Origin of the sequence: Arcticibacter svalbardensis MN12-7, from assembly GCF_000403135.1 — a bacterium.
Classification (GTDB): Bacteria; Bacteroidota; Bacteroidia; order Sphingobacteriales; family Sphingobacteriaceae; genus Arcticibacter; species Arcticibacter svalbardensis.
On record NZ_AQPN01000143.1, the window covers coordinates 1 to 21,861 of the forward strand.

Annotated in this window: 18 protein-coding genes and 1 tRNA gene; 7 read left to right on the forward strand and 12 right to left on the reverse strand. The window is 38.1% G+C overall.

The window, feature by feature from the left end:
* Window positions 1-587: 587 nt before the first annotated feature.
* Together ADIARSV_RS20840 and ADIARSV_RS18810 are read right to left on the reverse strand one after the other, a co-directional pair.
* A complete protein-coding gene (locus tag ADIARSV_RS20840; RefSeq protein ID WP_016197252.1) occupies window positions 588-1,208 on the reverse strand; it encodes a glycosyl hydrolase family 28 protein in 621 nt (206 codons plus the stop codon).
* A 216-nt stretch (window positions 1,209-1,424) separates the two neighbouring features.
* On the reverse strand, window positions 1,425-1,970 hold the full coding sequence (locus ADIARSV_RS18810; RefSeq protein ID WP_083936618.1) for a DDE-type integrase/transposase/recombinase: 546 nt from the start codon (window positions 1,968-1,970) through the stop codon (window positions 1,425-1,427).
* A 449-nt stretch (window positions 1,971-2,419) separates the two neighbouring features.
* Here ADIARSV_RS18810 and ADIARSV_RS18815 point away from each other — a divergent pair, with 449 nt between their 5' ends.
* The 3 genes from ADIARSV_RS18815 (at window position 2,420) to ADIARSV_RS18830 (ending at window position 7,438) form a co-directional block, all read left to right on the forward strand.
* A complete protein-coding gene (locus tag ADIARSV_RS18815; RefSeq protein ID WP_016197256.1) occupies window positions 2,420-3,664 on the forward strand; it encodes a DUF6786 family protein in 1,245 nt (414 codons plus the stop codon).
* Between the two features lie 161 nt (window positions 3,665-3,825).
* Window positions 3,826-5,736, forward strand: coding sequence for a glycoside hydrolase family 97 protein (locus ADIARSV_RS18825; RefSeq protein WP_200864784.1), 1,911 nt, complete (start codon window positions 3,826-3,828; stop codon window positions 5,734-5,736).
* Between the two features lie 121 nt (window positions 5,737-5,857).
* Window positions 5,858-7,438, forward strand: a complete 1,581-nt coding sequence (locus tag ADIARSV_RS18830; RefSeq protein ID WP_016197258.1) for a sulfatase — start codon at window positions 5,858-5,860, stop codon at window positions 7,436-7,438.
* 362 nt (window positions 7,439-7,800) lie between these two features.
* On the opposite strand, the gene ADIARSV_RS18835 is transcribed toward ADIARSV_RS18830, so the two are convergent.
* Window positions 7,801-8,061, reverse strand: coding sequence for a hypothetical protein (locus tag ADIARSV_RS18835; protein WP_040300665.1), 261 nt, complete (start codon window positions 8,059-8,061; stop codon window positions 7,801-7,803).
* 497 nt (window positions 8,062-8,558) lie between these two features.
* Window positions 8,559-8,634, reverse strand: a tRNA-His gene (locus ADIARSV_RS18840).
* A gap of 162 nt (window positions 8,635-8,796) precedes the next feature.
* On the opposite strand from ADIARSV_RS18840, the gene rnhA reads away from it, so the two are divergent.
* Window positions 8,797-9,255 (forward strand): ribonuclease HI, encoded by a 459-nt coding sequence (rnhA, locus tag ADIARSV_RS18845; protein WP_016197260.1) that lies wholly within the window; start codon window positions 8,797-8,799, stop codon window positions 9,253-9,255.
* Between the two features lie 23 nt (window positions 9,256-9,278).
* On the opposite strand, the gene fbp is transcribed toward rnhA, so the two are convergent.
* From fbp to purL, 5 genes are read right to left on the reverse strand one after another with little or no spacing between them, the layout of a single operon-like run.
* Window positions 9,279-10,310, reverse strand: coding sequence for a class 1 fructose-bisphosphatase (gene fbp, locus ADIARSV_RS18850; RefSeq protein ID WP_016197261.1), 1,032 nt, complete (start codon window positions 10,308-10,310; stop codon window positions 9,279-9,281).
* 19 nt (window positions 10,311-10,329) lie between these two features.
* A complete protein-coding gene (locus tag ADIARSV_RS18855; RefSeq protein WP_016197262.1) occupies window positions 10,330-10,824 on the reverse strand; it encodes a metallophosphoesterase family protein in 495 nt (164 codons plus the stop codon).
* Window positions 10,825-10,842: 18 nt separating this feature from the next.
* Entirely contained in the window at window positions 10,843-11,574 is a 732-nt protein-coding gene (locus ADIARSV_RS18860) for a tRNA1(Val) (adenine(37)-N6)-methyltransferase (RefSeq protein WP_016197263.1), read from the reverse strand.
* 1 nt (window position 11,575) lies between these two features.
* Window positions 11,576-11,965, reverse strand: coding sequence for an SMU1112c/YaeR family gloxylase I-like metalloprotein (gloA2, locus tag ADIARSV_RS18865; protein ID WP_016197264.1), 390 nt, complete (start codon window positions 11,963-11,965; stop codon window positions 11,576-11,578).
* The gene (gene purL, locus ADIARSV_RS18870; RefSeq protein ID WP_016197265.1) at window positions 11,966-14,191 is read right to left on the reverse strand and encodes a phosphoribosylformylglycinamidine synthase subunit PurL; all 2,226 of its coding nucleotides are present in this window, start codon (window positions 14,189-14,191) and stop codon (window positions 11,966-11,968) included.
* Between the two features lie 300 nt (window positions 14,192-14,491).
* Here purL and ADIARSV_RS18875 point away from each other — a divergent pair, with 300 nt between their 5' ends.
* The 3 genes from ADIARSV_RS18875 to ADIARSV_RS18885 all read left to right on the forward strand — a co-directional run bounded on the left by ADIARSV_RS18875 (window position 14,492) and on the right by ADIARSV_RS18885 (window position 18,420).
* Window positions 14,492-16,690: a glutamine synthetase III family protein gene (locus tag ADIARSV_RS18875; RefSeq protein ID WP_016197266.1), complete on the forward strand. Its 2,199-nt coding sequence runs from the start codon at window positions 14,492-14,494 to the stop codon at window positions 16,688-16,690.
* 67 nt (window positions 16,691-16,757) lie between these two features.
* Complete coding sequence (locus ADIARSV_RS18880; protein WP_016197267.1) at window positions 16,758-17,936, forward strand: AIR synthase related protein; 1,179 nt, start codon at window positions 16,758-16,760, stop codon at window positions 17,934-17,936.
* Window positions 17,917-18,420: a YdeI/OmpD-associated family protein gene (locus ADIARSV_RS18885; RefSeq protein ID WP_016197268.1), complete on the forward strand. Its 504-nt coding sequence runs from the start codon at window positions 17,917-17,919 to the stop codon at window positions 18,418-18,420. Before ADIARSV_RS18880 ends, ADIARSV_RS18885 begins: the two co-directional genes overlap by 20 nt.
* A gap of 133 nt (window positions 18,421-18,553) precedes the next feature.
* Here the strand turns inward: ADIARSV_RS18885 and ADIARSV_RS18890 are convergent, their stop codons facing one another.
* The 3 genes from ADIARSV_RS18890 to ADIARSV_RS18900 all read right to left on the reverse strand — a co-directional run bounded on the left by ADIARSV_RS18890 (window position 18,554) and on the right by ADIARSV_RS18900 (window position 20,769).
* Window positions 18,554-19,138, reverse strand: a complete 585-nt coding sequence (locus ADIARSV_RS18890) for a recombinase family protein (RefSeq protein WP_016197269.1) — start codon at window positions 19,136-19,138, stop codon at window positions 18,554-18,556.
* Between the two features lie 344 nt (window positions 19,139-19,482).
* The gene (locus ADIARSV_RS18895; RefSeq protein ID WP_040300668.1) at window positions 19,483-19,920 is read right to left on the reverse strand and encodes a hypothetical protein; all 438 of its coding nucleotides are present in this window, start codon (window positions 19,918-19,920) and stop codon (window positions 19,483-19,485) included.
* Window positions 19,921-20,094: 174 nt separating this feature from the next.
* Window positions 20,095-20,769, reverse strand: a complete 675-nt coding sequence (locus tag ADIARSV_RS18900; RefSeq protein WP_016197271.1) for a hypothetical protein — start codon at window positions 20,767-20,769, stop codon at window positions 20,095-20,097.
* Between the last annotated feature and the right edge of the window lie 1,092 nt (window positions 20,770-21,861).

Here is a 21,861-nt window from a genome sequence, read left to right on the forward strand (position 1 = left end):
TATTTATTATTAAAATAATCCAGACAGACGGACTACCAAACTTTTTATCACACTAACCTTAGTCAATAATACTTACCATTCATGACCGTCAGTAATCACTAAAATATTTTATATACTTCGTCTTCTTAGACTATTAAATTTTCACTTTTAGAACTTGATATTTTCAGTATTTTCTCCTGCTTTTATATTTCCAGCCAAACCATCCAATATCAGCTTGGCATTAATGCGTAAATTTTCAAAAGTAATCCTTTTTATAAGATGCAAATTATCCCAGACCATCAATACTGGATGTCACTTCATTATTGGTGGTTTAACTTACTTTCTTAAAAAAACATCCTCTATAGCTCTGCCTGGACCTGTATTATATTTCTGATTATAAAATGTTCTTATGCTAAATAGTTTCCCGTCGGGAAAATCATCTATACGTATGTCTTCGAACTTAATATTCCTTACAAGGTTTAAATCGCCCACACTAAATGCAATAGCTCCCTGATAATTTGGATCATCTTCATAGTGTTCCAGAATATCGATATTATTACTAATATTTTCAATGGTATCTCCTACAGCCGAAGTATTTCCCCGTAAACCTATATTGATAGGATGAGCAATATCTGCCCATAAATAGAATTAGTAATCTTATAATTTCGGACACTTCTTAAAAAATCCCATCTGTGTGCATACATTGCAATGCAATCGTCTGAATTTCGCATAAAAACATCATCTATCGTCACATCCGAACAACTCATCAGATCAATACCGTCGCTCCAACCATTAGCACTAAAAGACTTTATGTCCCGGATAGTCATATTTTTAGACTCCCCACCATACACAATATAGTGTTTTGGGATTAACACAATTATCCCTTCAATACTCACGTTATTTGAATGACGGATTTCCACTCCACGTTGAGGTTGGTCCAATATGCCCCTGCCCCTGATTTTTACATTACTTACGCGGTCGCAAACAAATCTTGCCTTTAAAATAGCCCCTCCTGCTATATACACTGTTTTTCCGCTGGGAATATCAAATTCATCACCTGACATATCGTTAGGCTGATGAATTTCAGGTCCAAAGTAAATAACATTAGGAGACTTTGGATCAGGCTTATTTGTCTCAATACTATTTCCGAATAGATGTAGGTTATGAAGTTTATTACCATCAAACTCAATAGAAAGCTTTACTGGACCATTTAAAGTGAAGTTTACCACCTGACCATGCTTTTAGTTTGAATTGCTTGCTGGAATGGGCGCACTGCAACCAAATTAAAATTCTCATTATTTTTCCTTACTGATTCTTCTACAGTACCTGAATAATCAAAATAGACCATAGACGCATTAGATTTAGTGTCAAAATCTACGACAACATTATATTCAAACGAGTCCTGCTATTCTTTTCCTGGCTTCCTTACCTTAACTGAATAGTCATCATTGTGATGCGTATAGTTTACTGGTCCAGGTGCAGGATAGGTTACCAGTACCTTTACCATCCATGGATATCTGTATTTCATTATCTGTCAGTACCTTTTGAAACTCATGAGAGGTAAACTGGCTACCTTGATCCGTGTTCAGGATCTGTGGTTTTCCATATAAAGCAATGGTTTCACTCAAGACCGCTGTACACCAGGCAGCACCCATCGTATTGGATACACTCCAGTGCAGGACATAACGGCTTTTAACATCAATAACGGCCATAAGACCCATCAGGCGCATCAACCTGCGTACACGCTTGACATTGATGGTAAAACCTTCGCTCAGGCACAAATAAGCACACAGTGTCACCACTCCGGTATGGGGATGTTTAAGAAAATAGGCATCAATAAATTGCATCAGCATCAGATTAAGGGTACTTTCTCCCTCTGGCATGTAATAGAAGCCTGATCGGTGGATCCCAAGTATTCCGCATTGATCGGTTATACTGAGCGTTCCACTTTTGCTGACCATCATCCTGCGTTCTGGCAAACTACACTTCATAATAACTTTTTTTTTAGCCAATCGTTCTGCATCTGAAGCTTGCCGATCTGCTCATATAACCGGGACTCATTGGCCTCATTCTCCTTATTGTCAGTTTGTTTCTCAGCAAACAAAGCAGAACTATTATCCAGAAAATGCTTTTTCTATGTGGCTATCTGCGTTGAATGAATATCATATAAAACAGCCAGCTCTGCTACTGTCTGTTGCTCTTTGATTGCCGCTAAAGCTACTTTTGCCTTGAATTCTGCACTGAATTTCTTCCTGCTAACCTTTTTTTTTCATATGTCTTTAAATTTAAGGTTTTTATACCTTAATTTACTGACCTAATTTTGTGGAGTATTATATTACATAATGTCGGAAAAATTGTTTTCAAAAAGGGAAAAACATTTGAGCAAGATAAAGCCACCAATTCTATTGTTAAAAAATCAAAATAATTTAATCACCTAATCATGAACATTAAAAGAAACATATCCGCACATTTTAAAATCATTTGTTACTTATCCCTTTTGGTATTTTTAACAAATTGTAAGTCAAAAGAAACACAAGGTAAGGGTGGTTTTGCCAGCGATGTAGCATTTATGCAAGATTACGTTGATGTCATCCAACTTTCAGATCCCTCTGGAAATGGAAAAGTAGCTGTATCAGCCGCATTGCAGGGAAGAGTAATGACAAGCAGTTCTTCTGGCGATGAAGGACAAAGCTACGGTTGGATCAATAAAGAACTTTTTAAATCTAAAGATACTTTAGACCATATCAATGTATTTGGTGGAGAGGAACGTTTTTGGATTGGTCCAGAAGGTGGTCAATATTCTCTTTTTTTTACAAAAGGAGTTGATTTTAATTTAGACAATTGGTACACACCCAAATTGTTAGATTTAGACCATTTTGACGTGAAAGAGGTCAATAAAACCAGTGCAACATTTACAAAAAATGCCTCTTTAACAAACTATTCCGGTTTTAAGTTCGACATTGGAATCGAAAGAAAGATAGAGGTTTTGTCTAGCGATGCTACCTTTAAAGCATTAGGAATCGAGCCGATTTCAGGGCTGAACTCCGTGGCTTACCAAAGCACCAATACCTTAACCAATACCGGTAATGCCGACTGGAAAAAAGAAACCGGATTACTTTCTATCTGGCTTTTGGGAATGTTTAATCCCTCGCCAGAAACCACAATTATGATTCCTTATGTAAAAGGCGATAGCATAACATTAGGAAAAATTGTAAATGACTATTTCGGAAAAGTTCCGGCCGAGCGATTGATTGTTAACGAGGGAATTATTTATTTTAAAGGAGATGGTAAATTCAGAAGCAAAATTGGTTTATCACCTAAAAGAGCTACAGATATTTTAGGTTCTTACGATGCCAAAAATCATGTACTTACTGTTGTAAACCATAGCCAAGAAGCAGGAGTTACAGATTATGTGAATTCTAAATGGGAGCTTCAGGACAAACCATTCTCTGGAGATGTAATTAACGCTTATAACGATGGACCTCCAGAGCCGGGCAAAAAACCATTGGGACCTTTTTATGAAATGGAAAGCTCCTCTCCTGCTCTCGCTTTAAAAGTTGGAGAAAGTGGCTTACATACTCAATTAACCTGTCATTTTGAAGGTGATCCGGCTAAATTAGATCAGATTGCGCGAAAACTGTTTGGAATCTCGCTTGAAGATCTCGATAAAATATTCAAAAAATAAATCTGTAAAAGTGAAAATGCTTTGGCGAACAAACAATTTAAGTGTGGTAAATCTCCATAAGGCTAAATCGTTTTTAGAAAATCGCATAAATGGCAAAATAAAGTGGGTGCAGAAATGCCAAAACCTAAGAATAAAAATTAAATTTTATAACGAATATGATAATGAAAAGGGGTTTATTAATGATTTTTTTATTTGGAACATTAACTTCCTTTAAAAATCAATCCGATAATTTCAACATAAATTCTCCCGATGGGAAAGTAAACCTTAAAATTTCCTCGATAAATAAAAAGCTAAATTACCAAGTGAAATGGGCTGGACAAGAGATGCTTGGTTTATCAAAATTAGCAATTTTTCCTGGAGGAGATTTAACCATTATAGATTCAAAAATCACAGAATACAATAAAACATGGAAACCAGTTTGGGAACAGTTTAGTAGTATAAATAATCATTATCAGCAATTAGAACTAGGTATTGTATCCAATAAAGTAAAAGGAAAACTGTATGCTAGGGTGTATGATGAAGGAGTAGCTTTCCGCTTTGTGCTTCAAAAAGGTAATAAACCTAAAACGGCAAATTTTTATTGCACATATAACTTACCAAAAGGGAGCAATTATTTTGCACCAAATGGAGAAAACGAACCTATTGGTCCGCTCCAACTTTCAGGGTTAGATGATTTTCAGAAAGCTGGAAATAAAGGCGGAAGTAGAAAAGCTATCCCAGTTCCATTGGTTGTTGAAACGCCTAATCATTCTTTTGCAGCACTTTTAGAATCTGACCTTTTTGTAGCTAAGGGGTTTAAAAACATGAATATTGATTTGGATCAAAATAAAATTGTTTCTAATAATGAAGCAAGTTTAACAGATGATGAGCTTATTTCTCCTTGGCGTGTGATCGTATTAGGTAAAACAGCAGGAGACCTTGTGGTAAATACGCTGACGCAAAACCTAGCTACTCCCTGCCAAATTGAAAATACCGATTGGATAAAACCAGGTAAAACTTTATGGGATTGGCGAGTGCATGGATATATAGCTCCAGACGGATTTAAATATGGTGTCAATACTGAAAGCTATATGCGTTTTATTGATTTTGCGGCTGCAAAAGATATCGATTATTTTTTGATTGATGATGAATGGTACACCAAGGTTACAAAAGGTCATTTTGAGATGTCAGATAAACTTGATTTACAAAAAGTAATCAGTTATGCCAAACAGAAAAAGGTAAAACTCATGTTATATTATGATATTAAACATGGCGAATTTGGTGATGATGAGCTGTTTCCGTATTATCAGTTATTAGGAATGAAAGGTATAAAATATGGTTTTATGGGCCCTAATGTTCCTTTTACTGAAGAAGCTATAAGTAAAAGTGCTGTCAATAAATTATTGATAGATTTTCATGATTCTCCTGTACCAATGACAGGTGTTCATCGTACTTATCCAAATGCAATTTCGCGTGAATACTGTCACGGTCAACAAGATTCTAGAAAGGCTTTCACCCCCGAAGCATTTATTAAAATGGCTTTGATTAACGCTATAACAGGTCCATTGGATATGAATAATGGAAATTTTGATTTACTAGGGATAAATGCTGGTAAAAGAGAAAAAGGACCAAAGGAGCTAAACTCCTATTTTTCTACAGTAAGCTCAGAGGCTGCAAGAACATTGATAATTTTCAGTGGCCTGGTTTGTATTCCTGATGCTCCCGAAGCTTATGCCGCTAAAGCAGATTTATTTGAATTTGTTCAAAAATTACCCGTAGGGAAATGGGACGAAAGTCGCATCCTTAATTCTAAAATGGGCGACTATATTACTACGGCTCGCCGACATGGGAAAGAATGGTTTATTGGTAGTGTTTATAACCAAAAGGGAGGCACATTAAATATCAATCTTGATTTTCTGGATGCCAACCAAAAATATGATGTAACCTATTACGAAGACACAAAAGAGACTAATTGCAAAACCAATCCAGAGTCTTATCAGGTTAGACAAGGAACTGTAAAAAAGGGTGATGTGATTAAAGCGGTTCTCGCTCCTGGTGGCGGACATTGTATGTGGATTAGGGCTGCTAAATAGAGGAATATTAAACCACATTTGCACACTTTGAAAAGAACTTCTAATAAATTAATAGAACGAGCACCATAAAAATAATATAATTCACTTATAAAATTTATACAACCCATAAAACATAAATAAAATGAAGAGAATTTATATATCACTAATCCTATCCTTTTTTTGTGGATTTTCGGGCATTTGTCAAAAGCAAAAGAATACACAGCGTCCAAATATCCTTTTTATTCTGGCAGATGATCTTGGTTATACCGATTTGAGTTGCATGGGGAGCAAATACTACGAAACACCAAATATCGACCAGATTGCAAGTAAAGGATTGGTTTTTACGAATGGATATGCTGCTTCTCAGGTTTGTAGTCCTTCACGGGCAAGTATCATGACCGGTAAATTTACTGCTAGGCATGATATTACGAATATTATTGGAGTACCTTCCGGCGAAGCATGGCGAACAAGGAATCGCTTCTCAAAAATGCTTCCTCCTGAATTTACCAGTAATCTTCCTGCTAAATACATCACATTGCCTGAAGCAATGAAAGCGGAAGGATATACAACTTTTTTTGCCGGAAAATGGCACTTGGGAGGCAAAGGCTTCTTGCCCGAAGATAATGGGTTTGATATTAATATCGGTGGTTGGGATGCAGGTAGCCCAAAAGGGGGCTATTTTTCTCCATTTGCAAATCCAAAACTACCCGATGGACCCAAAGGTGAAGATTTACAAATGAGGATGGCCAATGAAACCGTGAAATTTATGAAAGAGAATAAGGACAAACCATTTTTTGCTTATCTTTCCTTTTATGCCGTTCATGAGCCCATCCAATCAACAGAAGCACTATGGGAAAAGTACTGTGATAAAGCCGAAAAAATGGGTATTTCTGAACAAGGGTTTGCTATTGGACAAAGGTTGCCTTACCGTTTGCATCAGGATAATCCTGTGTATGCCGGACTAATAGAATCAATGGACGATGCTGTTGGTATAATTTTAAAAAAATTAAAAGAATTAGGTCTGGATAAAAACACCATTGTAATCTTTACTAGTGATAATGGCGGTGTGACCTCAGGTGATAATTATTCTACCAATAATGCACCGTTGAGGGGAGGAAAAGGTAATCAATGGGAAGGCGGGGTTCGTGAGCCCTATTTTATTCAAGTACCTTGGATGAATCTAGCTGGTAAAAAGAGTGATGTTCCGGTTTCGGGAACCGATTTTTACCCAACCATTCTCGATTTAGCCGGATTGCCATTGAGACCCGAACAGCATAACGATGGGGTTAGTTTATTGCCTTTGTTAAAAGGCGGAAAAATTGCCGACCGTTCACTCATCTGGCATTATCCACATTATGGAAACCAAGGAGGCGATCCAACTTCAATGATCAGGAGAGGTAATTGGAAATTGATTTATTATCACGAGGATGGCCACCAAGAATTATATAATCTTAAAACAGACCTGTCAGAGACGACCGATGTTTCTGCAAAAAATCTGGAAAAAGTTAAGCAGTTACATACCGAACTGTTTGATTACCTGAAAAAAGTGGGCGCCAAGTTCCCACAGAAAGATCCAGAGTATAGCGAAGAGGCAGAGAAAAAATATCAACTAAGCGTTGAGCATAAAATTTGGCCACAATTGGAAAAACAGCGAAAGGATATGTTGTCCCCCATTTTTGATCCTAAAAACAACTGGTGGGGTAGTAAACCTACAAATGATTAAATTTAGATAGGATGATTAAAAAAAAAGATTCTGGAGGTTTTTGATTTCAATTTCCCTGTACTATAAAAAAAGCTTTTTTTAATATCTAACAATTTCACCCGGTGGGAAGATCGAATTAAATTTAATCCCATATGCAAAAACTGAAAAAGAACCAGAATAAATTTACTAACAAACATGAAAAAGCTCAAAATTAAAGTTCTTCTAATGTCAAATTAATTACAAAGTAAACGGAATGTTAATGCCATCCATTAATTTAATTAGAAGAACCTGTAACCCTCCCAAATACCGAACTGGTCTGATAACGAGAAACCAAATTTACACAATACCGCTATTCATTACTGCGTTAAAATAAATTTATTGGTTTAATGTAAAAATTTCTTAACATTTTCTGATAGAGAGTGTAATACATCCTTATCAGGCTTATAAAAAAAATTGGCGAGTTGCATCATCGTTGGGATACCGTTTTCTCCCAATGAGCATCCTGACCCGAGTAAGAAAGAAAGATTACGTGTTTCCAGTAGTTTCGAAAAGTCTTTCTTAACTACTTTTACATATTCATCAAAGGTATTAGACTCAACTTCGGAAAGTAGGTTTTGCTTTCCTTTAAAAAAAAAGTGCTTCATTTAAGCGATAATTATCTTATAAGTATAGTTAGTAATGTAACAATCAATCTATGTTTATATTGGTTCCAAGCTGGTGATTTGCCTTACATCTTAAGTATGCAATGCTCTTAGTTCCGCGTCCTTTTTTGATGGACAATCTTTGAATGTAAGGTTATAAGTCGCAAATCAACAAACTTTTAGCTTAAGTATCTACTCCTGATCTATCTGATCTAGACAAAACTTAGCATGATTTGTCTTGTTTCAACCGTCAAGTTTATTTAAATACTTCCTCGACTAATCTGCCCCTAATACCGCCTTGGTGGCCCTGTATTGATATCTCACATCTTAACAGAATATTGTCAGAGCTGCTGATGTAAAAGTTTTTATTTAGTTTCAAAGATTGCATAAACTCAAATATATACCATTCTTTTTAGTGGGAGTACTATATTTATCAAAGGTTTATCAGTTAGGATAAAAGTAAAAGCCCTTTTCTTTTCAGAAAAGGGCTTTATAAACCGGGGTGGGATATGGGTCTCGAACCCATGACCTCCTGAACCACAATCAGGCGCTCTAACCAACTGAGCTAAAACCACCGTGTTTAGTCCTGCAAAAATAGCGCATTTATTACATAATCCAAATTTAACTTTAAATTATTATTAACTCCCTTATCCTGAACCCAATTCATCTTCCACACCACCTTAATTTTCCTAAATCCCCTTTACTTTCCTATTTTTGCCACCTCAAATTCAATACAAAATGATCGAAATCTTTACTGATGGTGCTTCAAGTGGTAACCCTGGTCCCGGTGGATATGGGGTGGTATTAAAATCAGGATCACATTACAAAGAGCTGTCAGCAGGATACAGGAAAACTACAAACAACCGCATGGAACTCTTAGCCGTTATTACAGGATTGGAATCTATTACTAAACCCGACCAGGAAGTCGTCATCTATTCCGATTCCAAATATGTTATTGATGCAGTAGAAAAGAAGTGGGTGTTTGGATGGGCAACTAAAGGCTTTGCGGGTAAAAAGAATAAAGACCTTTGGATGCGATTCCTAAAGATCTACAAAACACATAAAGTATTTTTCCAATGGGTGAAAGGTCATGCCGGACATATTGAAAACGAACGCTGCGACCGTTTAGCGGTCGCAGCAGCTCAACAACGAGACAAGTTACTTGTAGATGAAGTCTTTGAGTCTGAATCTAAGTAAATTTGAAATAATCTCTAGTAAGATTACATCATTTCTTTAGGGGCAAGTTCAGGAGAATACAGACTCATTAGCTCTTCAACTTTCAAAACCATGTTTTCAGAGCCCATAAAAATAGGCGAACGCTGATGCAATGATTCCACCTCAGTATCCAATATTCGTTGGAAACCGTTGGAAGCCTTACCACCCGCCTGCTCAATAATAAACGCCATAGGATTACCTTCATAAACCAGGCGCAACTTTCCATTTGGGGCACTTGCTGTGCTTGGGTAAATAAAGATACCACCCTTCAGCAAATTACGATGCACGTCAGCAATCATAGAACCAATGTACCGCGAAGAATAAGGTCTCTTCGTTTCGTTATCTTCAGCTTGGCAATATTTCAAATACTTCTTTACGCCCTGTGGAAAATGGACATAGTTACCTTCATTTAGCGAATAAACAAACCCATCTTTAGGAATTTTCATATCCGGATGGGATAAACAAAACTCACCAATCGATGGATCCAGAGTAAAGCCATTCACACCCTTCCCTGTCGTGTAAACCAACATCGTAGATGAACCATATACCACATAACCCGCAGCCACTTGTTCAGTGCCATTTTGAAGCGCATCCTTGATATCTGCAGGCCCATCGATAGATACCCTTCTATAGATGGAAAATATAGTCCCTACTGACACGTTTACATCAATATTAGAAGAACCATCAAGCGGATCGATAGCAACAATATATTTTGCATTCTTGGATACTTCCGAACTGATATAAACCGGTTCATCATTTTCTTCCGACACGACAATGCAACACTCTCCGCCAATCGTTAAGGCGGAAATGAATTGATCATTCGCGAATACATCCAGTTTCTTCTGCGACTCTCCGTGCGTATTATAAGTACCCACTTCTCCGAGGATGTCGACGAGGCCCGCTTTGTTTACTTCGCGGTTTACAATTTTTGATGCAATACCGATGTCCCGTAATAAGCGGGATAGCTCACCCTTTGCATAGGGAAAGTCTTTTTGTTTTTCAATGATGAACTGACCTAGTGTTTTTACAATTGACATACTTAGTGTATTTTTTACATTATCTATTCCCTAATTCTATGATCTCTAAGGTATGAATTTTTTCCTCAGAAATGGTGAACCTAAGCAAAGAACGCACTTTATGCCATCCTTGTTTGCCTGCTGCACCGGGATTTAAGTGTAAAGTACCAATCTTTTTGTCAAAAATCACTTTCAGTATATGCGAATGTCCACTAATGAACAATTTGGGGGGCTTATTGTATAATTCTGCCCTTATTCTGGCATCATATTTACCCGGATATCCGCCAATGTGTGTCATCCATACCTTTACCTCTTCACATTTAAAATGGAGATCCTCCGGATAGGTTAACCGAATATCCTGTCCATCTATATTTCCATAAACTCCCCGCAAAGGTTTAAAAGCCGCCAGTTGATCTGCTAATTCGATATTGCCGAAATCTCCGGCATGCCATATTTCGTCACATTGATCAAAATGCTTAAATACTGAATCGTCCAGATAGCCATGTGTATCTGATAAAAGGCCTATACGTTTCATAACCTGGTGTTGTAAAAGCTAAAATATAATAAGAAAATCACGAAGCAACGTTTTATATACTTCTGAATAACAATTAGGCGCATCATAAATCACCAGCGCCTCCTCAACAATCAAACCCACCACCCCTAAAACGTTAATAAAGCCAAAACAAACAACCTGTCGATGTGGCAAATCTTCTTTAAATGACCGCACAGCAATTCGCTTAAGCAAAGAAAGCCCAGTCAACGAAGCCAATTTACAAGTTTCCAGGTAGGCTTCCTCTGGCAAAATAAGCCATAACTCCCCTCTTTCCCGATTCAAATGAGCCACAGCAAAATCAATCAGCTCACTAAAAAACCCTTCTGCCGCATGCCGCGCAACTTGTTTTTGCACATCAGGATTTTTCAACGATTTCAGGAAAAATGGAGGATTACTTATAATAAGATCATAAGAAACAAGCGGATAGGAAATAGAGTAATCCTGAAAGGATCCCCTGATCAACTGAACCCTTGAAGAAAAAGGGGAATCTGAAAAATTACGAGATGCCCGCTCTGCTGCTGATGGATCAATCTCCACCGCATCTACCTCTAAAAGGTGATTGCGCTGTGCAAGCATCAGCGCAATCACTCCTGTACCCGTACCAATATCCAAAACCCGTCCAGATAACGAACTTCCAGCCAGTGCGCCCAGCAACACACCATCGGTATTAATTTTCATTCCGCAACCAGTCTGATCTACGCTAAACTGCTTAAAACGGAATACATTCTTCATTCTATTTTTGATAAAGCTCAAGAGGCAACTGGTCCGGATCAGCAAAAAAGGTAAACAATTTACCCGTCAGCTCATCTTTTCTAATAGGCTCCACAAAGATTCCAAAAGCTTGCAAAGAAGCCACATCAGCATAAATATCGGTACTCAGAAAGGCAATATGCCTCAATCCACATGCTTCAGGCCGGGATACTCTTTCTGGCGACTCCGGAAACGAAAAAAGCTCGAGCTGAAAGTGTTCATTTACTTTCAGATCGAGCTTATACGATTTTCTTTCGCTCCTATAGATTTCCGCTATAATCGCAAAACCCAGTACCTCAGTGTAGAAACGCTTTGATACTGAATAGTCAGCACAAATAATTGCCACATGATGTACTGCGTTTATACTTAACATTTATGCCTGTCCTAATATATGATGCAACACATTATCAAACACCTCTTTTGATTCCTGAACAGTAGCAAACAATTCTCCGTCAACCAAAAGGTCACCTTCCGATACCGTTCCTAAAAGACTGAATTCTACTTCCGAGGTTGCCATCAATTCCACAAACTCTTCTTCTTTATCCGCTTTAACCGAAACCAATACACGACCCTGTGCTTCACCGAATAAGAAAGCATCTTTCCGTACCTCATCATCCGATTCAATGTCAAATCCTAAACCTCGTGGCATAGCAGATTCCAACAAAGTAATATATAAACCACCATCAGCCACGTCATGAGCAGACTCAATCACTTTCGAAAGGATCAGTTGTTTAACTACCTGATGCATGTCATACTCTTCATCCAGATCAAAGTAAGGAGCCGGAGAGGCCGATACTTTATGAAATGATGCCAGGTATTCAGATGAAGAAATATCATTCTTGTTCTCGCCTATTAAAAAAATCAGGTCACCTGCTTTTTTAAAATCAAGGGACATCCTGTTTTCTACATTATCCAATACCCCCAGCATACCAATTGCAGGAGTAGGAAAAACGGGACCGTCATCGGTAGACTGGTTATAAAAACTTACATTACCACCTGTAACCGGAGTTTCAAATTTAACACAGGCCTCAGACATTCCTTTAATAGCACTCACAAATTGCCAGTATACTTCCGGCACATAAGGATTACCAAAGTTCAGACAGTTCGTAATAGCAACCGGCTCACCACCCGCACAGGTAATATTCCTTGCCGCTTCAGCAACTGCAATCGCACAACCCTTTTGAGGATCAGCATATACATATCTCGAATTACAGTCAATCGTTAAAGCCAATGCCTTATTAGTCCCTTTAATGCTGGTCAATGCCGCATCACTAGGAAAATTAGTGGTAATAGTAGCCGCACCAACCATTGAATCATACTGCTCGGTTACCCAGCGTTTTGATGCAATATTAGGATGAGAAATCAGGTGCATTGCTGCAACCTTCAAATCTTCCGGCTCTGTTATATCTTCAATATTGAATTTTTTATTCTCAGCAAAATAGGCCGGCTCTTTGTATTCCCGTTCGTAAACCGGAGCACCACCACCTAAAACAAGGTCATCAGCAGGAACATCAGCCACGAGTTCATCATGTACATAATATTCTAAACGACCATTGGCAGTAACCTCTCCTATTTGGATACAGTTCAAATCCCACTTGTCAAACACCACTTGTACCTCTGCCTCTCTACCCTTCTCAACCACAATAAGCATGCGCTCCTGTGACTCAGACAATAGAATTTCAAAAGGCTCCATGTTTGGCTGACGCATTGGAACTTTATCCAGGTCAATCCGCATTCCATGTTCGCCTTTAGCCGACATTTCTGCGTTTGAGCAGATAATACCAGCAGCACCCATATCCTGCATACCTATTACAGCACCTGTTTTAATCACCTCAAGAGATGCTTCTAATAAAAGCTTTTCCTGAAATGGATCACCAACCTGAACCGATGGAAGGTCATTTACCGAATCTTCCGTGATATTCTTAGATGCAAAAGCAGCTCCATGAATTCCATCTTTCCCTGTAGCAGATCCTACTATGAAGACTGGGTTACCCACACCAAATGAAGTGGCAGAAATCATATCGCCAACCTCTAAAATGCCAGCTGACATCGCATTTACCAGCGGATTCACATTATAACAGTCGTCAAAGAATACTTCACCACCAACGGTAGGTATTCCAAATGCATTGCCATAATCGCCAATACCTTTTACTATTCCCTTAATTAACCATTTAGTACGCTCCTGATTGATATCGCCAAAACGCAATGAATTTAATTGCGCAACAGGACGGGCGCCCATAGTAAAAATGTCACGATTTATACCCCCTACTCCGGTTGCAGCACCTTGATAAGGCTCTAACGCGGAAGGGTGATTATGAGATTCAATTTTAAATACACAAGCAATACCATCACCAAGGTCTACCATACCGGCATTTTCCTCGCCTGCCTTAGCCAGCATTCGGGGTCCATCTTTTGGTAAAGTCTTCAACCAGGTTATTGAATTCTTATAGGAACAATGTTCGCTCCACATCACTGAAAAGATAGATAGTTCAGTGAAATTAGGCGTGCGGCCTAAGATTTCTTTAATTCGTTCAAATTCTTCTGGTCTTAAACCAAGGTCATTTGCTGTTTCTAATGTTGTAAGCTGATTATATTCCAAAGCAATAACGTTTGATGGGAAGCGCAAAAATAGGAAAACAAGCTGATTATAGAAAGCTGATTTTCAAATACCGGAAATCAGCTTGAAAACTCTAAAAAAGATCGAATAATCAAATCATTCAAATGATCCTTCCCTTTTTAACAAATCTTACAGAAATACAGCTTAACCTCCATCTTTTAACCCTTATTTAGTAACATTCATCATTATTTTCAAACATTATTAGCTTTTTAACTGGATTTTAACAATTTTTGACCAAATCACGAATATTTAAATTAAATATTTTTAAAATAACAAACAATCATGTCAAGTCTTAGATTCCAGGCATTAAATGCCGTTCTAACCAGGACTGTTCCTGAAGTCAATTCTCCTTCGTCTAAAATCTCTGATTATTTCGCCTCAAGCGTTTTCGACAAAAGAAAAATGAAAGAGTATCTTTCTAAAGATGCCTATCAAAGTATAGATAATTCAATTATAAATGGCGAAAGAATAGATCGTGACATTGCTGAACAAGTAGCCTCTGCAATGAAAGCATGGGCAATGAGTCTGGGTGTAACGCATTATACGCATTGGTTTCAACCTTTAACCGGTACAACCGCAGAAAAACATGATTCTTTCTTCGAACCTTCCGGTGACGGGTATGGTATGGAGAAATTCTCAGGCGAAACATTGGCTCAACAAGAACCTGATGCTTCCAGCTTCCCGAATGGTGGTATTAGAACCACCTTTGAAGCCCGCGGATATACCGCATGGGACCCTTCTTCCCCAGCTTTTGTAATGGGTAAAACGCTGTGCATTCCTACTGTATTCATTTCTTACACCGGCGAATCACTGGATTACAAAGCTCCTTTACTAAAGGCATTGGGTGCACTGGATAAAGCAGCCGTTTCTGTTGCACAGTATTTTGATAAAGGAATTGAGAAAGTAACTCCTTCTCTGGGTATCGAACAGGAATATTTCCTTGTTGACCTGGCCTTATTTAATGCTCGTCCGGATATGTACCTCACTGGAAGAGCATTGTTCGGACATATGTCTGCAAAAAACCAACAGTTAGAGGATCATTATTTTGGATCTATCCCTGAACGTGTACTTGCCTTCATGCAGGACTTCGAAACAGAATCTCTAAAACTGGGAATTCCTTTGAAAACCCGTCATAATGAAGTTGCACCTTCTCAATTTGAATGTGCTCCACTTTATGAAGAAATTAATTTGGCCATTGACCACAACCAACTGTTGATGGATCTGATGGACCGGGTTGCCCGTCGCCACAACTTTAAAGTGTTGTTGCACGAAAAACCATTTGCAGGTGTAAACGGATCAGGTAAACATAATAACTGGTCACTAATTACCAATACTGGCAAAAATCTGCTTGCTCCCGGTAAAACACCTAAAAACAACCTGATGTTCCTTACTTTCTTTGTCAATACCATCAGAGCAGTATACGAACATGCCGATTTGCTTCGTGCATCTATTGCTTCGGTTGGTAACGACCACCGTCTTGGTGCAAATGAGGCTCCTCCAGCAATCATCTCTATCTTCCTTGGAAGTCAGTTAAGTGATGTCTTAGACGAAATTGAAACCTCCCGTGTAACCAGCAAAATGAAGCAGGAACCTGCTTTATGGACACACATTCCTAAAGTACCTCAAATACTTTTAGATAATACCGACCGTAACCGTACTTCACCTTTTGCCTTTACCGGTAACAAGTTTGAACTCCGTGCAGTTGGTTCTTCTGCCAACTCGGCTAATCCGATGACTGTGTTGAACACGATAGTTGCTGATCAGCTGAATAAATTCCGTGTAGAAGTAGACAAGCTTTTAAAGAAAGGCGAGAAAAAGGATGTTGCCCTGATGACTGTGATCAAACGATATATCAAGGAATCCAAATCAATCCGCTTTGAAGGTAATGGATACGGCGATGAGTGGACTGCTGAAGCAGAAAAAAGAGGTCTTTCTAATATCAAAACTACTCCTAAGGCTTTAGACGTTCTGCTTACCGATAAAACAAAACGCCTTTTTGAAGATTTAGGCATCTATACCGAACGCGAAGCAGTAGCCCGTCACGAAATTCTTTTAGAAAGTTACTATAAGAAACTGCAGATTGAAGCCAGAGTAATGGGCGATATGGTCAATAATGTGATCATCCCTGCATCTATTGGTTATCAAACTACACTGATCGATAACGTCAAAGGATTAAAGGACCTCGGTCTGGATGAAGAAAACTATGCCGCTCAAATGGAAATCATTAAAAAGATCTCCTATCATGTCAATTTCATTAAAACGAATACGACTAATATGATTAATGAGCGCAAGACAGCCAACAAGGTTGAAGATTCTCGTGATAAAGCAATTGCTTACGATGAGCATGTGAAGTCTTTCTTTGATCCAATCCGTTACCATGTAAACAAACTGGAACAGATCGTTGCCGATTCAGCCTGGCCTATCCCTAAGCTGAGCGAGCTCTTATTTCTAAATAAGTTCTTCATTTTTGAGGATTTCTGAATATTATATAAAAAAGCCGGCAATGCCGGCTTTTTTATTTTAGCACATAGGCTTATCTTTGCTGCCGATGTCAGATCTTAAATACAACCAAAGAGGCGTGTCTGCTGGAAAAGAAGACGTGCATAATGCCATAAAAAACATTGATAAGGGACTCTATCCACAAGCTTTTTGCAAAGTAATTCCGGATATCCTGGGTGCTGATGATGAATGGTGTAATATTATGCACGCTGATGGAGCAGGTACCAAATCTTCTCTGGCCTATGTATACTGGAAAGAAACAGGTGATCTATCTATCTGGAAAGGCATTGCACAGGATGCCATCATCATGAATCTCGATGACCTCTTATGTGTAGGTGCAACCGACCACATCTTACTTTCTTCTACTATCGGACGAAATAAAAACCTCGTTACAGGTGAAGTTGTAGCCGCCCTGATCAATGGTACGGAAGAGATCCTCTCCGAGCTTCGCGAAATGGGGATCGGTATTCACTCCACAGGTGGCGAAACTGCCGATGTGGGCGATGTAGTGCGTACCCTGATTGTTGATTCAACTGTAACCTGCCGCATGAAAAGAGCGGACATCATATCCAACCATACCATTCAACCTGGTGATGTGATCGTGGGACTTGCATCTTACGGACAGGCCAGCTATGAAACCGAATACAACGGAGGAATGGGCTCCAACGGACTCACTTCTGCCCGTCACGATGTATTCAGTAAATCCGTAGCCATCGCTTATCCCGAAAGTTACGACCCTTCTGTTCCTTATGACCTCGTTTTCTCCGGCAGCAAAAAGCTGACTGATGAAATAGATCTTGGCCATGGACAAAGCATTACCGCAGGCAAACTCGTTTTATCCCCTACGCGGACGTATGCGCCTATTCTGAAACAAGTTTTAGAACAATACCGTTCACAAATCCATGGCTTGGTACATTGCAGTGGTGGTGCGCAAACCAAAGTGCTGCACTTCATCAATAATCTGCATGTCATCAAGGATAACCTTTTCCCACTTCCCCCACTCTTCAAACTGATTAAAGAAGAGTCAGGCACCAGCTGGGAAGAAATGTATAAAGTATTCAATATGGGGCACCGTATGGAAGTATACGTTTCCGAAGAAATAGCAGCTGAAATCATTGCCATTTCTGAAAGCTTTAACGTAGCTGCACAAATTATTGGCCGTGTAGAGGCATCAGATAAAAAGCAAGTAACCATTCAATCTGAGTTTGGTGAGTTCGTCTATCACTAATAAAAAAGCGGAGTTTCAGGCGGTCCTTCAACCTGTTGATGGGCGGATGATCCATCATGTCATACTTGTTCCTTTAGATGTTTGTACCCTCTTCAGGGAAAACAAAGGGGCAATCAGGATAATGTGCTCCATAAAAGGACTAGAGGAGTTCCCTTGTGCCCTCAATCCCCGGGAAGACCGCTATGTAATCATGGCCAGCAAACAGCTTATTAAAAAACATAAACTCCTTCCGGGCGTTCCATTTATAGTACATATTCGCACGGACTTAAATGACGGACTGGAGATTCCCGATGAATTATTGGAGGTAATGAACCAGGATGATCATTTCAGATCACTGTTTGAAGCTTTATTACCGGGTCAAAAACGTGGATATCTATACTATATCCGCTCTGCAAAAAGTGTCGACACCCGTATCAAACGTTGCCTGGATATGGCCTATAAAATGAAAGCGGGTCTGTTATATTATCAAAAACCAAAAGAATAACACATGTGTAACGGTTAAAACGAATTCATAAAAACTTCATTCTTACATCATATTATAAAACGGCACGTTCAAGGTTTGACCATCTCTAAATAAAATCTCTGTTGGGTAAACGAATCACCGCTCAGCAAGTTATTTAAACGTCAGCTACCTTATCTTCTTTTACATATTTAATATATCGATAACAGGTGGCTATAGGCATCTGTAGCCTTTTAGCTATTTCAGAAATTGCATATTTTCCTGTATCATGTAGATCAAGTGCGGTCAATGCCAATTGCAGGTTTTCAGGAGATAAGCCTTTTGGTCTCCCTCCCTTTTTTCCTCTTGCTCTGGCAGCATCAAGCCCCGCTTTAGTACGCTCACGTATAATCTCTCTTTCAAATTCTGCTAATGATGCAAAAATATTAAAAGAAAATTTACCAGTAGCTGTAGTGGTATCAATGTGGTCATGCAAGCTGATAAAATTCAGCTCCTTTTCATTGAAAAGTGCAACCAGGTCAACCAGGTCCCTTAAAGAACGCCCAAGCCGATCCAATTTCCAAACAACAACCTGATCGCCTTTTTTAAGATTCTTAAGAAGATTTTTAAGTTCCGGTCTGTCTGTATTCTTCCCCGAAATCTTTTCCTGGTAGATTGTTGTGCATCCATATTCTGTAAGCGCTCTAGATTGAAGATCTAGATTTTGATCTGATGTACTTACCCTTGCGTAGCCTATTTTCATGTAATAAAATTATTATCAAAAACTCATATCAAAAATACTAAAAAACGCTTTGATTAATGGAATGAGTTTATGATAATCGGCTAAAAAGAAAAAGATCGATCAGGCTTAATAGGGAGAGATTTGGTATGTTCAGTTGCGGTACCTCAGGGACAATAATCGATTTTCAAAAAACGAGGGAATATTGATAAAAAATCTTTATTTCTAGGATAGTTCTTAGTTTGCAACTAGAAAATCAATTGATGTTTTGGGTTGATAAAATCCTATAGATATCCTTTCAAACTTTCTTCAACACCGCCCTTCCTGCATCTGTCTCGCTTTTGCCACCAAGCTGACTCATGATAAAGTCAGTGTTCCATAATTTCTTTAAACACGTGTTCATTCAGGTAAAAAATTTTATAAAAAATAGGGAGTGTTAAAGCAAATGAAAAAACAATGGGCATGACTATATTATTCGTGTAGATGCCAAAGGCACAAAATAACATTACAAGAACAGCAAAGTAAGAAACCGATGTAAAATAAATTAATTCTACACTTGTTTCATGATCGATTGAGTTAAATACAAACTTACCTTCGCCTATTCTAGTATGGAAGTCTGACTTGGCTTTTCTTCGGTCACTAAATTCATCTTCAACAAAGATTATGTATCCTAAGCCTCTTTCTGTAATCCGATAGGAGTTTTTTATTAAATAAGAGTTAATTTTCTCTTCCAAAACGTCAGCTCGAATTGTGAGTGATTTTTTAATTTTATATTTAAATTTCATATTATTAGTTACATTAGCCATGGAAAGCCTAAAAATGTTTTGCTATCATACGCCATTTTAAAGAAGGGCATAAAGATTACTTTTCTGCTGTCTCATAAGCAAATGCTTTGATGTTGTCAAACCTTTAAAGATGATTATAATAAGAAAAAAGATAATTGAATAGACGACAACAATATTTTAATTATGATAAGCAATTTATAAATTTTTTATTTCATCAATGTCGTTTGGGAGATACCATCTATTCAAAAAAGAACGCTCAATACTCTGCATTCCTCTGTAGCCATATTTACCCGAAATCAGCACTTCGAGATTCAAATAACGTTCCTCCCCGTCTATAATTCTGTATAATGAGATACTTGCAACAGGGTTCAGCAACTGTTTGCTAAATAATACACCCCACTTTGCTTTTAGTTCAGGGTGGCTGGCCATCAGCGCATTTCCTACCAAAGCAATAAAATTCAACTTGTACTTCGTTGTTAGCTTACGCTTTTGTAAAATTTTGTATACTTCGTCTAAATCTTGACTGATCCAATCGCCCTTTCTAGTTGGCAAAATAGCTTCTAGTTCCTTTACCAGATCAATACTGCTTTGGGGAAAATTATCAATTTTTAGTTTATTTTTGAAATAGAATGAATTGACACTCTCTTCGGTTGGAAAAAAAGACTCTGCGATCCATTTGTCTACTTCACTTCTATCTGAAGTGATTAAAGCTTTAGCAAACGGATTTATCGGTAGTATGACGTACTGCAGGTCCTTTGTTTTATATACAGAACTGAGATTGTAAGGTATATTTTCAATCAGCTCACTGCTATCAAGTAATCTCAAGTCATTTGCTTTTGACCATTCCAAAACTCTAAAATTGGTCTGCATAGTTAAACTTATTAATTTACACTGAAATACAGAATAAGCTAAAAGGTTTTGATTTTCGGTTAAAGTATGAAAATTTACTTGTCATTCGATACCGTTGGTAATATGATTTCAAAAATCTAAATAGGGCATTCCAAATTTAGTCCATAGCTTTTTGCAAAGACTTCCAAAGTCTTGCCGATTTGTAGGTCGTCTTAATGATTTTGATGCTTCCATAAGTTTGCCGCTAGCTTATAAATAGTCTGACAATTCGAGTGGCAAAAAATTATCAAAAACGAAAAGATATCAGAAATAGATTTCATGGATTCGTTTTAACCGTTACACTTTTGTAAATTGACTTATTCTCAGGTTTGAAGAAACGATAAGTTTCTAATGAAGTACACTGGAAATTAACAAAAGCCTAATGTAAGTTTGGGGGTTGATTATACTAGCGACGCTTTTTGTATATTTTAGAGATTGGTGCACTGCTTATGTTTGAAGTAGCCAATACAGAGTAAGAAAACAGTACTCCGGTATTTCACACAGTTTCTGGCAAGGTTATCTCTCAAATACTCATCTCATCATCTATTAAAAAACGGTGGGATAGAGAGACACTTGCTGGCTTATTACTAGATAAGGAGATAATAATAATAATAATAGCAGATCAGCTATGCATATTTTAAGTTCCTTTATAATAAATTTGAGTACAAGCAAATTATAAAAGTATATTCGGTGAAACCTTTAGTCTCAACGAATGATGAAAATTAATCAGATTGATGACAATCAAACTCGGCGTGTGATCCTATTTTTTTATAGTGTCGGATTTTTGATTGGAACCTCTACCCATTTATATAATATAATAGTTAGTGGCTTTTTATCAATATCCCCTGTGTGCCTTGGTACATAAATCTTTACTGGGACAGCCTAACCCTTTTTGATCTCTTTGCTTCGATATTAATTTGGTTTAAATTGAAGCAAGGTCTTCTTCTCGCAATTGCAATTATGGCCACTGATATAATAATAAATACTTACTCTTATTTATCCGGTTGGTTGGGTGACATTGTATCGGCCATGGTTCCTGTAGGACTCCTAATGCAATCAGTTTTTGGAACCTTT